13 protein-coding genes are annotated in these 13,964 nt (G+C 66.9%); 9 read left to right on the top strand and 4 right to left on the bottom strand.

From position 1 onward, the window contains the following. The first annotated feature begins 65 nt into the window (after positions 1–65). From EDC64_RS14610 to EDC64_RS14585, 6 genes are all read left to right on the top strand, one after another. Positions 66–1,148, top strand: a complete 1,083-nt coding sequence (locus EDC64_RS14610) for a YihY/virulence factor BrkB family protein (protein WP_245504715.1) — start codon at positions 66–68, stop codon at positions 1,146–1,148. A gap of 139 nt (positions 1,149–1,287) precedes the next feature. Beyond that, positions 1,288–2,724 (top strand): hypothetical protein, encoded by a 1,437-nt coding sequence (locus EDC64_RS14605; RefSeq protein WP_132032608.1) that lies wholly within the window; start codon positions 1,288–1,290, stop codon positions 2,722–2,724. Between the two features lie 71 nt (positions 2,725–2,795). Next, positions 2,796–3,656: a DUF2189 domain-containing protein gene (locus EDC64_RS14600; RefSeq protein ID WP_132032606.1), complete on the top strand. Its 861-nt coding sequence runs from the start codon at positions 2,796–2,798 to the stop codon at positions 3,654–3,656. A gap of 107 nt (positions 3,657–3,763) precedes the next feature. Beyond that, positions 3,764–5,236, top strand: coding sequence for a sensor histidine kinase (locus EDC64_RS14595; RefSeq protein ID WP_132032604.1), 1,473 nt, complete (start codon positions 3,764–3,766; stop codon positions 5,234–5,236). Beyond that, entirely contained in the window at positions 5,233–6,216 is a 984-nt protein-coding gene (locus EDC64_RS14590) for a peptidoglycan-binding domain-containing protein (RefSeq protein ID WP_132032602.1), read from the top strand. The genes EDC64_RS14595 and EDC64_RS14590 overlap by 4 nt, the downstream gene beginning before the upstream one ends. Then, positions 6,216–6,590: a DUF1491 family protein gene (locus tag EDC64_RS14585; RefSeq protein ID WP_132032600.1), complete on the top strand. Its 375-nt coding sequence runs from the start codon at positions 6,216–6,218 to the stop codon at positions 6,588–6,590. The genes EDC64_RS14590 and EDC64_RS14585 overlap by 1 nt, the downstream gene beginning before the upstream one ends. 277 nt (positions 6,591–6,867) lie before the next feature. Here EDC64_RS14585 and EDC64_RS14580 read toward each other — a convergent pair whose 3' ends face one another. From EDC64_RS14580 to EDC64_RS14570, 3 genes are read right to left on the bottom strand one after another with little or no spacing between them, the layout of a single operon-like run. Next, complete coding sequence (locus EDC64_RS14580; RefSeq protein WP_132032598.1) at positions 6,868–7,536, bottom strand: DUF1254 domain-containing protein; 669 nt, start codon at positions 7,534–7,536, stop codon at positions 6,868–6,870. Further along, a complete protein-coding gene (locus EDC64_RS14575) occupies positions 7,533–8,108 on the bottom strand; it encodes a DUF1214 domain-containing protein (protein WP_132032596.1) in 576 nt (191 codons plus the stop codon). The genes EDC64_RS14580 and EDC64_RS14575 overlap by 4 nt, the downstream gene beginning before the upstream one ends. 7 nt (positions 8,109–8,115) lie before the next feature. Beyond that, positions 8,116–10,275, bottom strand: a complete 2,160-nt coding sequence (locus tag EDC64_RS14570; RefSeq protein WP_132032594.1) for a transglycosylase domain-containing protein — start codon at positions 10,273–10,275, stop codon at positions 8,116–8,118. A gap of 215 nt (positions 10,276–10,490) precedes the next feature. Between EDC64_RS14570 and EDC64_RS14565 the strand changes: the two genes are divergently transcribed. The 3 genes from EDC64_RS14565 to EDC64_RS14555 all read left to right on the top strand — a co-directional run bounded on the left by EDC64_RS14565 (position 10,491) and on the right by EDC64_RS14555 (position 12,803). Beyond that, entirely contained in the window at positions 10,491–10,970 is a 480-nt protein-coding gene (locus EDC64_RS14565) for a YcgN family cysteine cluster protein (protein ID WP_132032592.1), read from the top strand. 103 nt (positions 10,971–11,073) lie between these two features. Further along, a complete protein-coding gene (locus EDC64_RS14560; RefSeq protein ID WP_132032590.1) occupies positions 11,074–11,418 on the top strand; it encodes a hypothetical protein in 345 nt (114 codons plus the stop codon). A gap of 383 nt (positions 11,419–11,801) precedes the next feature. Then, complete coding sequence (locus EDC64_RS14555; protein ID WP_132032819.1) at positions 11,802–12,803, top strand: DNA cytosine methyltransferase; 1,002 nt, start codon at positions 11,802–11,804, stop codon at positions 12,801–12,803. Here EDC64_RS14555 and EDC64_RS14550 read toward each other — a convergent pair. Next, entirely contained in the window at positions 12,774–13,859 is a 1,086-nt protein-coding gene (locus tag EDC64_RS14550; protein WP_132032588.1) for a hypothetical protein, read from the bottom strand. The two genes, EDC64_RS14555 and EDC64_RS14550, sit on opposite strands and share 30 nt — an antisense overlap. Between the last annotated feature and the right edge of the window lie 105 nt (positions 13,860–13,964).

Below are 13,964 nucleotides of genomic sequence, written 5' to 3'. Positions count from 1 at the left end.
CATCACGGGCCGATTTGAGCGCGCCTCTGCGCGAAATGGTCCATTGCCGGCGTACGGAGGCTGGCATGGCAGGCTGGGGCAGCGCGGCACGGGTGGTCTGGAGCGGGATGTTCTTGGGCGGCATCGTGGCGGTTCTCGTCGCCCGCGGCGCGCAGGATCCTCTTGAGACACCAGGCCTGCGGGGCGCGCCCCGAGCGGCGCGGGAGCCCGGGCGCGGGCGCACCGCCACCAGCCCCCTCGGCATCCCGCGGCGCGGGTGGCGGGATATTTTGGTCCGCACTTTCAAAGAGTTCTTCTCCGATCGCGTGCTCGGCCTCTCCGCCGGCGTCACCTTCTACACGCTGCTCGCGGTGTTTCCGGCGCTCGGTGCCTTCATCTCGCTCTACGGCCTCTTCTTTGACCCCTCACACGTCCAGCAGCAGCTCGACGCGGCGAGCTGGGTGCTTCCGGGTGGGGCGATCGAAGTCTTGCGGGAGCAGACGACGCGGATCGTCGCGACCGGGGGATCTACGCTCGGCTTCGGCTTCGCGGTGGGTCTCGGCACCGCGCTCTGGAGCGCAAACGCCGGGACAAAAGCGATGATCGAGGCCCTGAATATCGCGTATGAAGAAGAGGAGCGGCGGTCTTTCTTGATGCGGACGGCGGTATCGCTCATCTTTACAGTGGCCGGTATCCTTTTTGCTATCCTCGCGCTCGCCAGCGTCGTCGCTTTGCCCGTCGCGACGCGGTTGATCTCGCTCGAAACAGGCACGGAATGGCTGGTATCGAACGTTCGCTGGCCTTTGCTGGCGCTGGCGATCGGCTTTGCGATCACCGTCATCTATCGCTATGGGCCGTGCCGGGTGCGGGCGCGCTGGCGCTGGGTGAGCCTTGGAAGCGTCGTCGCGGCGCTGCTCTGGCTCGCCGTCTCGGCGGCGTTTTCCTGGTATGTCGCCAATTTCGGGTCGTATAACGAAACTTACGGCTCGCTCGGCGCCGTTATGGGCTTCATGACCTGGATCTGGCTGTCGGTCACGGTGATCCTGTTCGGGGCGGAGCTGAACGCCGAGATCGAGCACCAGACCGCCCTCGACACCACGACCGGCCCGCCGCGCCCCATGGGCCGGCGGGGGGCGACCATGGCGGACACGCTGGGCCCCGCGCAATAGGCGCAAGTCCTTGGAAATGCGGGGACCGCGCGGTTTTGGCCCTGCCGCCTCCAAGCTCACCTCTTCCCTTGGCGCGCGCGGCTTGGTTTGATCCGGACGGGCCGGATTCGCGCGACGCGGGCGGCGCCAGGGGAAGCCGATGCCCGCGTTCCGTCCCTCCCAAACCCTTGTTCTTGCTTATATCGTCGCCCTGTTCGCAGGGTTCTGCGCGGCCAAGCTTCTGGCGCTTTTCGTGCTGTTCCGGGGCGAAGGATCGATCTTCGACCTCAAATACGGGTTCGGCCCCTACATCCAGAATCTGGTCGAGACCGGGCGGTTCTTCTCCTGCTACGAGGGCCGGTGTCAGGTCTCCTCGCGCATGCCGCTTCTGCCGCTGATCTATGCCGGAATAGCGCTGTTCGGGACCGATCAAGCCCATATCGGCATCATCAAAAGCCTGATCATGTCGGCGTATAGCGGAACGCTGTGTTTTTTCCTGATCCGCATGCAGGCGCGGCTCTATCCGGCGGCCGCTCTGCTCTGGGCGGCGGCGCTGACCGTTTTGTTCGCCAGCTACCCGACGGTGAAGCACGCCTATGAGCTGACCTATGAGGAAGCGATCCTGCTCGAGATCCTGCTGGTCTGGAGCGTCGCCTTTTCGGTCGTGTCCTGCCTCCTGTTCGCGCCAAGCGAGGGGCGGCGGACCGACATCGCGCTCGCGATCCTGCTGCTGAACGCGCTGCTGGCCTTCTTCACCAAGGCCTCGATGGTGCTGATCCTCGCCCTCAGTTTTGGGATCTTCGTGGCGGTGGCGGTGCGGGCGCGGTTTTCCTGGCGTGCGGTCGGGCGGTCGGGCGCGATGGCGCTCGCCGGGCTGGGGCTGCTCGGCCTGTGGGCCGCGCACAATGCCGGCGGCGGACGGCTGACGCTGATGACGAGCTATGATGCCGAGAGCCTTTATCGCGGCAACAGTGCGCTCGGCGCCGAAATCTATCCCGACGTCAATCTCGACCAGATCTTCGACGCCACCGAGGTCGTCACCCGCGACGGCCGGCACTTCGCCGTGCCGCTCCAGCCGAAGCCCTGGTCGTTTGCGGACGAATGGGCGTGGAGCGACCATTTCCGCGCGGCGGCGCTCGGCTGGATCGCCGACAATCCGACCGCCGCCGCCGGCTTCCTCTGGCGCAAGGCGGTCAATTTCTTCCTCAGCGTGGAAAAGAGCCCCTACAGCTTCAATGCCGATGCCCAGCGCGCCACCGACAACAGCCGCACCGAAATGATCCTGATCTCCGCCGGCCTGGTGGCCGGGCGGGTCGCCACGCTGGCGCTGGTGGTGTGCGGCGTCCTGGTCCTGGTGACGGGCAGCCGCGCCGACCGGGTGATCCTCGGCCTCATGCTGCTCGCCAACATGGCCTATGCCGCGCCCTATCTGGTGGGCTTCAATTATTCGCGACATATCGCGGTCTCTTTCGTCATCGTCCTGGGGTCGCTCGTGACTTTGGCGCTCCGGCTGTGGGGCGCGCGGGCGGCGCGGCCTGTCCTTCCCCCGTCTATGGGCGTAAGCTCTCCAAAGCGGAGAGTTGCGGCGGGCCCCTGAGGCGTCGGTTGCAGACATCGCTTGGGTCTCGAGGACCGCGGCTTCCGGACGGACGGTTCGGGAGAACGAAGATGACGATCAAAAATCCGGTCGAATGGACCTACGATCAGGCGCGGATCGGCCTGCGCGCCGCCGGCGCGGCGGGGCGCAGCTTCGCGCGGCCGCCGGCCGCTTTCGACGGCGCGCGGCCGCTGGTCCGGCGCCTCTCCTTCGCCGACCTGCGGGACTGTCTCGCGCTCGGCTTCCAGGATTTCCGCTCCTACCGGACCGATCTCCTGTTCATCGGCATCGTCTATCCTCTGGCGGGCCTGCTGCTCGCCCGGGTGATGCTCGGCTACGACATGCTGCCGCTGGTGTTCCCGCTGGTCGCCGGCTTCGCCCTGATCGGGCCGCTGGCCGCCACCGGCCTGTACGAGATGAGCCGGCGGCGCGAACAGGGGGGGCAGGTGACCTGGATCGATGCCTTCGAGGCGTTCCGATCCCCGGCGATCGGCGAAATCGTCAAGTTCGGCGTCGCTTTGCTCGGCGTGTTCCTGCTCTGGATGATCGCCGCCGCCTTGATCTATGGCGCGACCCTGGGATGGCAGGCGCCGGAGACGCCGTCCGCCTTCCTCGCCGCGGTCCTGACCACGCCGGCGGGTTGGGCGCTGATCGTGATCGGCGGCGCCGTCGGTTTCGGCTTTGCGCTGATGGCGCTGGCGATCGGCGTCGTGACCGTGCCGTTGCTGCTCGACCGCAATGTCGACGCGTCGACCGCGATCTCGACCTCGATCGCGGTGATGCGGGGCAATCCGGGACCGATCCTGGCCTGGGGCGCGCTCGTCGCCACGTTGCTCGCCGCCGGCGCGGTGCCGCTTCTGCTCGGCCTGATCGTGGTGATGCCGGTGCTTGGCCATGCCACCTGGCATTTGTATCGCCGCGCGGTGTGGTGACGCCTTTTGGGGGACATTCCGCGCGGTCCTTAGGGTTCGCTTAAATCCTGCCGTGGCACGCTCCGGTCGAGCTCGAAGGGAGGGCGCGCAAGCGCGCCGGATCGCAGGTGCAGGTCGCAGGACCGATTGGCGCAGGGACCGTTCCGCCGTCCAGCGGGGACGCGGCGCGGCGCGTAGCGGACGTCTGGCCCGGCCTGCGCGCCGCGCCGCCGGACCAGCTCGCGCCGCTGGCGCGGGTCGCCGCGCGGGCGCTGGGCGGTCTCGGGGCCTTCTCGGCGGGAGCCGGCGGGCTCGTTCTGCTCGCCGAGGGCGCAGGGCTGGTGACTGGCGCGGTGCCGGAGGCCGGCTGGCTGATCGCCTGCGGCCTGGTCTGCGGCGCCCTTGCCGCGGTGTCGGCCGGTCTGGCGCGGGCCGCGGCGCGCATGGAGGCGGGACGGCAGGATGCCGGCCTCGCGCTCGAGACCTTGCACAAATCCGGTGGCGAGACGGTTCGCATCCTCGCCGCTCGGGCGGCGTTCGCCGATCTGCCCGCCGACGCGCTTGCCGGTGCGGGAATTTTCGAGCGGATCCATGTCGCGGACCGGCCCGCTTTCCTCTCGGCTTTGGCCGCGGCGATCGGCGACAAGCGCGAGCGCAGCGTCGAATTGCGGCTGCGCAGCGAACCCGCCGGCGCGGCGCCGGACTTCGCCTGGATGGAGGTCCGGGTGGCGGATGCCGGGCAGGGGCTCGGCCGCGCATTCTGGCGCGACGTCACCGCGGCGCGCGAGGAGGCCGAACGGGCGGCGGCGGCCCAGGCGGAGGCCGAGCGGGCGAACGACGCCAAGAGCCGCTTCCTCGCCGCCATGAGCCACGAATTGCGGACCCCGCTCAATTCCATCCTCGGCTTTTCCGAACTGCTTCAGGAGGATGCCGCCGGCCGGATGGATCCGGCGCGCCGCGCCGACTATGCGCGCATCATTCATGAGAGCGGCCAGCACCTGCTCGGCCTCGTCAACGACATCCTCGATCTCTCGCGGGTCGAGGCGGGCGCCTACGACCTCGCATGCGAGGATCTCGATATGAACGCGCTGATCGCAGGGTGCCTCGAAATGATGGCGCTCGAGGCGGAGCGCCGGTCGGTGACCTTGTCCTCCAGCATGCCGGCCATCCTGCCCTTCCTGTCGGCGGACCAGAGGGCGATGCGCCAGATCGTGCTCAATCTGCTGTCGAATGCGGTCAAGTTCACCCCTGCGGGCGGGCGGGTCGACGTGTCCGCGGGGGTCGCGGCCGGCGCGCTCCTGGTTCGGGTGCGGGACACCGGCTGCGGCATGGCGAGCGCCGATCTCGCGCGCATCGGCGAGCCGTTCTTCCAGGCCGGCGACATGGACCACCGGCGCAGCGGCAGCGGCCTCGGCCTCGCCGTGGTGCGCGGGCTGGTCGATCTTCACAAGGGCCGGTTCGACGTGTCGAGCGTGCTCGGCGTCGGCACCACGGTCAGCCTCGCCTTCCCGCTCTGCGGGCCGGTCGGGATCGTGGCGCCGTTCGAGCGCCCCGGCGGTCGCACCGTCCGGGCGCGGGCAACCGACCGGAGGCGCGCATGACCTACGATTATGACGGACGGCTCGTCGTCCACGACGAGCCCGTCGAGTCCCCCGCCGGGCGCACCGTCATGCGCATCGCGGACGCCTTTGCCGGCGCTGTCGCCCTGGCGGCGGCCGCAGCCGTTTTGATCAACATCTTCGTGTTCCAGGCCGGTACCGTCCGCCGGCCGGACGGCGCGACGACCTCGATTTCGGTCGAGTCCAAGCCGCGGGCCGTCGCCGCGCCGGTGCCGAACCTGCCGGCCATGGTGTTCGCGCCCAATGCGATCGGCGGGACGCCGCCCGCGTCGGCTCCGCCGTCCAAACCGGTGCCGCCGCCCGCCGTTTTGCCGGCCGCGACCCCGCCGGACGCGCTGATGCCGCCGGCCGCCCTGCCGCCCGCCGGGGTGCTCGGCCAGAAGAGTCCGAGCCCGCTGGTCGCCGACATCCAGCGCGAGCTGGCGCGGCGCGGCCTCTATGACGGCGTCATCGACGGGCTGAGCGGCCCGCGCACCGAGGCCGCGATCCGCGCCTTCGAACAGGCGGCGCGCCTGCGCATCGCCGGCGAGCCCACCGAGGCCGTCCTGGCGCAGTTGCGCCGGGCGCCGGCGCTTGCCGCCGTCAATCCGCCCGCCGGTCTTCCCGGGGCGCCGCCGGCCGCGACGCAGGCCGTGTCCGCGCCCCCGCAGCAGCCGGCGCTTTCGCCCGCGGCGGCGGCGGCGCGCGCCATGCTTCCGCCGGCCGCCATCCCGGGCGATGCCAGCGTCACCGGCTCGGTGCGCCCGCCCGGCGACGTGCAGGCTTCGGCGCGCATCCTGTCGGTCCAGAAGGCCCTGGCCCGGCTGGGCTATGGACCGCTTCGCCTCGACGGTCAGCCCGGCACCGAGACCCGTCTCGCCATCCAGCGCTTCGAGCGCGACCGGAACCTGCCTCCGAACGGCGAGATCACCGATCGGCTGGTGCGCGAACTCGCGGCCGTCTCCGGCGCGCCGCTCGACTGATGCGGCTCAAGAGCGCGATCTTCGTTTCGGCCCTGGTGCGCACCGCCAATGGTGCGGGCGCCTATGCGGCGGTGCGCCGGCGCGGCGCGGAGGAGGCCGGCGCGGTGTTCGTGAAGGTCAGCACGCTGGATGGGCGCGCCGCGCTCTATGGCCCGGCCTCCCAAAGCGATTTCGACGTGTCGTTCCCTGCGGACCGGCTTTTCCGGCCCCTGGTCGGTCCCGAGAGCGCGGAGGCGGACAGCGAGGCCCGCATGGTGAAGGAGATGCGCTTCGACCCCGATCTCTGGCTGGTCGAGATCGAGGACCGCGCGGGCCGGACCTTCATCGACCTCGTTCCCCCCGACATCGACAGGAGCTGGCCCCGCGCCCCTTAAGATCGAGGAAACCTTCTTGCGGCAAACAGCGTTGTCGTCGCACGACTCTCGCATCGAGGAGAGGGTGATGGGCACGGTCGTTGCATTTCCCGCGGAACGGTCTTCCAAGCCCGGCGCCGGACCGGCATCCGGCGCGGCAGCCGGCAGCTGCGCGCAAATCTATATTCTTCCCGTGGTCCGGATCGAGCGGCACGCTTCGGCGTCTCCGCCCGGGCGGCCCGCGCCGCGGCCGCCGGACCGGCCGCGCCGCTTCCTGCCCTGATCCGACGCGCGGCGGTCAGGACGGCATGCAGCTCGCGGCTTCGAGCTGGCGCCGGATGGCCGGCCGCGTGTCGTTGTAGCGGGCATAAGCGCGCACCAGCACCACCCCGCGCAGGCTCGGGGATTCGACGACGAGGCGGTCCGCCGCGGTGATCTCCTCGTCCTCCGGCAGCGCCGCGCGCTGGGCGGGGGACAGCAGATCGAGCTCGATGACGCGTCCCGCCGCCTGATCGCTCAGCGCATAAAAGGCCACCCCGCGCGAGGTATAGAACGACACCGAGGTATAATCCGCGGTCGCCGGCACCCGCACCCGCAGCGGATGATCGCCGAGATCGTAGAGACATACCGCGCTGACGAAGGCGGGATCGGTCATCGGCAGGACCATGCCGGACGGCGACGCGTCGGGAAGGAATGTCAGCGTGTTGGGGCGGGCGATGTCCGACAGGCGCTGATAGGCGCTGCGCTCCGCGAGCGTCGGCATGGCGAGCACCGAGACGAGATGGGTGATCCCGGCCAGCACCAGAATGGTGGCCAGCGGCAGGAGGACCGCCGCCGGCGCCGCCGCGGGCAGGCGCCCCAGCGCCCGCCGCAGGCGGATCAGGACCGGCGGACGGGCGGTGCGCGGCAAGGCGCGGCGCCGGCCGACGAACAGACGGTCCAGCCATGGCGGGATCGCGGCGCTCATGGACAGCGCTCCGTCGCGATGCGCGGCAGGTCGGCGCCGCCGCCGGTATCGGAGGAGAAGCTGAACGGCGCATCATAGAGCCGCAGCGCGACCTTGACCCGGCCGCGCGCGCCGGTCGGGATCCAGTTGCCGGCGCGGGCGCGGGGCGAGAGCACGATGTCGATCGTCCCGTCCTGGCGGTAGACCACCTCGTTGCTGGTGAAGCCGTAGCGTTCGGCGTCGTTGGCGATGAGGCGGCCTTCCGCATCCATCAAAGTGAGCGTCCAGACGCGGGCCTGCGGCAGCGGGCCGGAAATGCGCAGGTCGCAGCGCCCGTCCAGCGGCGCGCCGGCGCTGTCATGGGTGGCGAGGAACATCAGCCCGTCGGCGAGTTCGAGCGGCAATTCGCCGGAGCGGGCGAAGCCGGCCCGCGCATAGGGATCGGCCTGGGTGGTGCCGGAGCGCGGCCAGCCCTGCCAGGCGCCGGCCGAGACCACGTCGAGGCCGCGCGACTGCGTCACCGCGGCATAGGTCGCCGCAAGGCCGAGGGCGGCGGCGGCGGCGAGGGTGAAGGCGAGCGGCAGCAGGCGCACGGCGGGGTCAATTGGCCTGGGCGGGGGCGGCGATGGCGGCGGTCGGCCCGGTCGGCGGGGCGAGGGCCGGCGCCTGGCGGAACTGCTGCTCCAGGCCTTTGAGCCGCGCCGCGGCGCGCGGCGAGAGCGTGATCGGCCGCGTCGCCGCGTCGAGCCCCGGCACGTCGAGGGGGGGCGGCGGCGGATCGAGCTTCGGGGCGGGCTGGTTGCCGACGCCGGGAATGTATTTCGGCTCGATGCCCTGATGGGCATAGGCCATCACCTTCTGCCAGGTCATCGCCGGCAGCGAGCCGCCGGTCATGCGGTTGGTGGAGGTGTAGTCGTCATTGCCGAACCAGACGCCGCCGACATAATTGCCGGTGAAGCCCATGAACCAGGCGTCGCGATAGGCGTTGGTGGTGCCGGTCTTGCCGCCGACCTTGACGTCGACCAAGCGGGCGCGCCGGCCGGTGCCGTTCTCCACCACATTGTTCAGCATGGGATTGATCATGTCGACGACGGCGGGCGGGATGATCTGGATCGGCTGCGGCGCGTCGCGGTCGTAGCGCCACACCACTTCGCCATTGGCGACCCGCATCTCGACGACGGCGTGGGGATAGACGCTGCGCCCGCCATTGGCGAAGACGGCATAGGCCGTGCTCATGTCGACGAGGGTCACCTCCACCGCGCCGAGCGGCAGAGGCGCGGTCGGCGTCAGGGTCGAATTGATCCCCATCTTATGGGCGAGATCGATGATCTTGCGCCGCCCGAACCGCTCGGACAGGCGCACCGCGACGGTGTTCAGCGAATGCTGCAACGCGGTGGTGAGGGTGATCGAGCCCTTATAGGAGCGGCCGTAATTCTGCGGGCACCAATTGCCGAGGCAGATCGGCGCGTCCTGGACCATGGTGGTCGGCGTCATGCCGTTCATCAGAGCGACGGTATAGACGAAGGGCTTGAAGGAGGAGCCGGGCTGGCGCAGCGCGTCGGTCGCGCGGTTGAACTGGCTCTCGCCATAATCGCGCCCGCCGACCAGAGCGCGCAGCGTGCCGTTCGGCTCCATGACGACGATGGCGCCCTGGCTGGCATTGTAATCCTTGCCGAACTGCCGCAGCGACTGGTCGAGCGCCGCCTCCGCCACCTTCTGGATGTTGGGATCGAGCCCGGTGCGCACGACGAAGATCCGCTCGCCGACGGATTTCGGCAGCGCGTCCACCAGCTTGCGGACCTCGCCGAAGGCATAATCGAGGAAATAGTCCGGCACCGCCATGTCGCGCCGGTCGATCGGGGTGGCGGGGGCGCGGCGGGCGCCGAACACCTGGCCCTCGGTCATGAAGCCGGCCTCGACCAGATTGTCGAGCACGGTCGAGGCGCGCGAGCGGGCGGCGGGCAGGTTGATGTGCGGGGCGAATTTGGTCGGCGCCTTGAACAGGCCGGCGAGCATCGCCGCCTCGGCGAGATTCACCTCGCGCACCGATTTGCCGAAATAATATTTCGCCGCCGCATCCACCCCATAGGCGCCGCCGCCGAGATAGGCGCGGTCGAGATAGAGTTTCAGGATCTCGCTCTTGGTGAGCCGGCTCTCCAGCCACAGGGCGAGGAAGGCTTCCTTCACCTTGCGCTCGATGGTCCGCTCATTGGACAGAAACAGGTTCTTGGCGAGCTGCTGGGAGAGCGAGGAGCCGCCCTGGCGCACCCCGCCGGCGCGGGCATTGGTGACGAGGGCGCGCAGCGTGCCGGCGAGGTCGATGCCGAAATGCTCGTAGAAGCGCCGGTCCTCGGTGGCGAGCACGGCCTTCAGGAGATAATCGGGGAAATCCTCCAGCGGCACGGTGTCGTTCTGCTTCACCCCGCGCTCGCCGAGCACATTGCCGTAGCGGTCGAGGAAGGTCACGGCCAGCTCGGTGCGCTTCAGCCAGTCGTCCGAGGTCTCGCGGAAGGCGGGCAAAGCGAGCGCGAGCAGCGCGATGGCGCCGAACGTGCCGAGGGTGAAGCCCTCCGAGCCCATGCCGACCAGGACGCGCCGCCAGCCGGAGAGCGAAAAGCGCTCCATGAAGGCGGAATAGGCCGAGGCCACGCGCAGCAGGAAGGTGCCGAGCCGGTAGAGCGCGGAATCGAGGCGCGCGTCGGCGTCCAGCCACGCATCGCGCAGCCGGTGCCGGGGAGGGGGGGTCTCGCGCTCGCTCACGGTCGCAGGTCTCGGGTCGAAGAAGCTCGGGGTCGAAGAAGCTCGGGGTCGGAAACGTCTCGGGTCGGCGGGTCCCGGCGTCGCCTTCGATCCTGGCTGCCGACCGGGGCGGAAACGCGGCGGAGGCGCCTGCTTTTCGTCTATAGCCCGCGGCGCCGCTTGGGGCGAGTCGCGCCGCCCTTTCCCCCGGCCGGAAGGCGCTTTAGGAAGGCGGGATGGTTGACGTCCCCTTCTGGCGCCGCAAGGCCCTCGCCGAGATGAGCGCTCCCGAATGGGAGAGCCTGTGCGACGGCTGCGGCCGCTGCTGCCTGGTCAAGCTCGAGGACGAGGACACGGCGGCGATCGCTTATACCGACGTCGCCTGCCGCCTGTTCGATGCCGGCACCTGCCGCTGCACCGATTATCCCGACCGGCAGGCCAAGGTGCCCGATTGCGTGCGCCTGACGCCCGAGGCGGTCGGCACCCTCTCCTGGCTGCCGCCGACCTGCGGCTACCGGCTGGTGGCGGACGGCAAGGATCTGCCGTGGTGGCACCCTCTGGTCTCCGGCGATCCGCAGACCGTGCACGCGGCCGGCATCTCGGTGCGCGGCAAGGTGGCGGGGCTGGAAGACGCCTTCGGCCTGTTCGAACTCGTCGACCGCATCGTCTCCTGGCCGGTCCGCTGGCCGAAGGGGGCGAAGGGGAAGGGGCGGTGAGGGGGGATCTTTGGCTGGCCGTCCGACAGGGATTGGGTGATCATTCGAGGCTTGGGGAGGTGCCCATATCGGGGGGGCTGTGACGCAAACGAGAGAGATAGCGGTGCCCAATGCCCTGCTGATCATTTCGGGTGATCGGCAGGTTACCGTTCCGCACATCTTTGCCGGACAGACCGTCTTCAGCACCCCCGTCTGCATCGCAGTGATCTGCTCACACGCGCAAGAGGGAATGACGACGATCACGCTCGGTCGCGCGGCTACCGTGAACCCCGGCCACAATCCTTCGTTTGACGACTTTCTCGAAACGCCGGGTCGGCGCGTCATCGTCGCGACGGTCGAGGCCGAGACGATCCTTGAGATGATCGTCCCCGACCGCCGCACGCGGGTGCGCATCTGGGTGAACCATCCGGTCTGGGCGGATTCCGTCGCGATCGGGATCGAGGTGTGAGAAATACGGTCGCGCCGAGGCGGAATGTGCAGTGCCACGAAGTCTCTGTTCGATTATAGCTCGAAGCACGGAAAGGCCACTTATTTGAAGAAGGGCGTGGGAGAGCATGATCCGGACAGTCAGGATTACGCTGCCGAATTCGCTCCTTGCCGTGTAGGACGTCGGTTCCGTGATCGCGTGGATTTGTGGGGTGTGAGACGATTGACCACGTTGCGCGAAAATGACGAATCGTAACGCCTAATCCTTTCAAGCTAAGGGCCTCTTGGTGCCTAGGCGCTATATTCGGAAACTGTTGTGTTCTCGCTCCGTTCTAGATATCGATCTAATCGATGAGGGATCCACTCGGTGTTGCAAACCGCGAGTCGCAGTACCTTGGGGGACGCATGAAACACACAAGTATTGATTTGTTCTCCGGTGCCGGTGGGCTTAGCCTTGGGCTTGAGTGCGCTGGTTTTGAAAGCCTATTCGCTGTCGATACCGACGCAGACGCGATTGAGACCTATCAGTCGGTATTCCCCGACGCGAAAGTGCACAACGGTGACATCCGTGATGTGGATTTCCGGGAGTGGCGCGGAATAGATCTTATAGCAGGCGGCCCACCTTGCCAGCCATTTTCTATCGGTGGACTTAGGCGGGCGTGGGACGATCACCGAGATATGTTGCCGGAATTTGTGCGCGTTGTGCGGGAGGTCCAACCACGCGCATTCATCATGGAAAATGTGCCAGGGCTTGTCTCATTCAGCTCCTATTTGGCGACAGTAATGGCCCCGCTTAGCGAACTTTATCGAATTTTCGGGCCACAGGTATTTAACGCAGCCGATTACGGAGTTCCGCAGTCACGTCGCCGTATGATCATCGTTGGAATACGAGATGCGATCGCCTTTCGGTTTCCAGAAGGCGACCACACCCTACACGTGCCCGCAGGCACGGTGCTGACGTCAGAACCGCTGGGGCGTCCGAACCCTTCGAAGATTGTTTTCGCGAGAAACCCCGACCTTCGGCCAAATCCGTATCACGGACAATTATTTAATGGTGGGGGCAGACCGATTGATCTCAAGCGTCCGGCCCCGACTATCCTGGCTTCGGCAGGGGGCAATAAGACCCATTTCCTTGATCTTGAGGATCGGGTGCCCCGGTATCATCGATATCTCGCGTTGGGCGGCGCACCTTACCGCGGCGAACTCTCTGGTGCCCGGCGGCTGACGGTCGCCGAAAGCGCAGCGCTCCAGTCATTTCCTCCACAGGTCCAGTTCGCAGGACGAACTAGTTCGCAATATCGCCAGGTTGGAAACGCTGTGCCTCCCAAGGTAGCACAGGCGATAGGAAATTCATTGATGGAGCAAGTGTTCAGCCAATCAGTCCGCCGCAAACGCGTGGCGGCGTAGTAGCGTAACATACCCGTTAGTTAGAGCTACGTCTGGCTGTAATCGATCCAGTAAATCGTAAAGGCGCCGCAGCGCGTCTTCGCGAGCAGGCGGTCGTAATATCGAGCAAACGATGCGGATAAATGAGCGGATTTCCGCAACAGATATGTCTACAGTGGAGCCTGAAAGCATTGCCTTAAGGTCAGCTGTGTCGGTACCCGCGGCAATGATGTGAGCTGTAGAAAGGCCGGCCCGCTTCGCGGCGTCAACTGCTTGGTCAATTTTATGCCGCCAATCATTTGCAGACACCTCGAAGACGGCTTCAATCAAGTTGCCGCGAACAATCTGGACATCAGCCGCCGTGCCAGTGCTCGCGTCCGAGGCGTTAATGTTCTTGGTTTTGACTTGCAACCCTTGCAAGCCTCCGGAACTAAACTGATCCAGCATAGCTCCTAGGACGGCTGCAACCGCAAATTGTTCGTGGGCGCCGCCCGACGGTACTTCAAAAAGTTCTTCGAAGAATACACTAATACGTGCGAATGTAAGTTCTACAGGCCGCAAAGTTGGCATGCGCAATACAGGCCGCGCCGTTAGCGCGACCTCGGCTAGAGCGTATCTGAAGAGAAAAGTTCTGTCTTCGAGGGAAGCTGTGTTCATCCAGGTCAGCAATCGGTCGAACTCGAGCACATTTCCTCGAACTAGGTTTTTTGTATTCTTTCCAATGTTCTCGTAAGCGTCGTTGATCTTTGGGATATGTCGCTGAGCGTTAGCCTTCCCTAGTGCCTGGGCTACACCGCGAGCTCCCTCAGCACGCAAGGTGTGATCGAAAGTATTTTCACTAATCAGGCCATATCCGAGTTGAATAAGAATTCCGTCTCGATACGAGAGGCCGCCCTTCTTCCCGCCCAGAATTGCTTGTGCATCTGACAGTACAATGGGCGCAAGCTTCGTGGTTGCCTCCAGAACGGCCCCCTCTGCGCCTGCAGCATCCTTCAAAAGGTCATCTAGCTGCTCAATGACCAGCCTAATGACCAGGGATCCAGATGGTATTCTGAGTTTCGACTCATCTTTCGCCATGAGTTAAGGTGACGCTAACGAAGGCTTTGATGCAAGCCGTGTAGACCGTCGTCTCGACCCTCGAGGAGGATTGCGTGTTCGACCTCGCGGTGCCGGACACGGAGA

It is taken from the genome of Aquabacter spiritensis, from assembly GCF_004346185.1.
Taxonomy (GTDB): Bacteria; Pseudomonadota; Alphaproteobacteria; order Rhizobiales; family Xanthobacteraceae; genus Aquabacter; species Aquabacter spiritensis.
The sequence above is the reverse complement of the archived record's forward strand: the minus strand, read 5'-3'. Positions and strand labels throughout refer to the sequence as shown.